This is a genomic window from Arthrobacter sp. 05T444 (assembly GCF_056395905.1).
The window spans coordinates 1-419 of record NZ_JBFTKK010000072.1; the positions used below are offsets into that span (position 1 = coordinate 1).

The 419-nt window shown below is 49.9% G+C and carries 1 protein-coding gene; it reads left to right on the forward strand.

Annotation, left to right across the window (positions count from 1 at the left end; genetic code table 11):
• Nucleotides 1–114: 114 nt before the first annotated feature.
• A partial coding sequence (locus AC1DD3_RS22130; RefSeq protein ID WP_476882533.1) for an ABC transporter substrate-binding protein occupies nt 115–419 on the forward strand: 305 nt, incomplete at its 3' end.

Here is a 419-nt window from a genome sequence, read left to right on the forward strand (position 1 = left end):
ATGTTTTAGCAGAGTATGCTGAAAAAGCGCGAACAGCACGCCTATAACTGAAATAAAGCGCTACACAACAACATCACAACAATCGTTATAACCATAATAATGGGGAATCTCAGGATGAACATGAAGGGTAAAGCGTTACTGGCAGGATGTATCGCGTTGGCATTCAGCGCCATGGCGCAGGCCGATATTAAAGTGGCCGTGGTGGGCGCGATGTCCGGTCCGGTAGCACAGTACGGCGATCAGGAATTTACGGGCGCGGAACAGGCGGTTGCAGACATTAATGCTAAGGGCGGCATCAAGGGCGAAAAGCTGCAAATCGTAAAATATGACGATGCCTGTGACCCAAAACAGGCGGTCGCGGTGGCGAACAAATTGGTAAACGACGGGATCAAATACGTTATTGGTCACCTGTGCTCCTC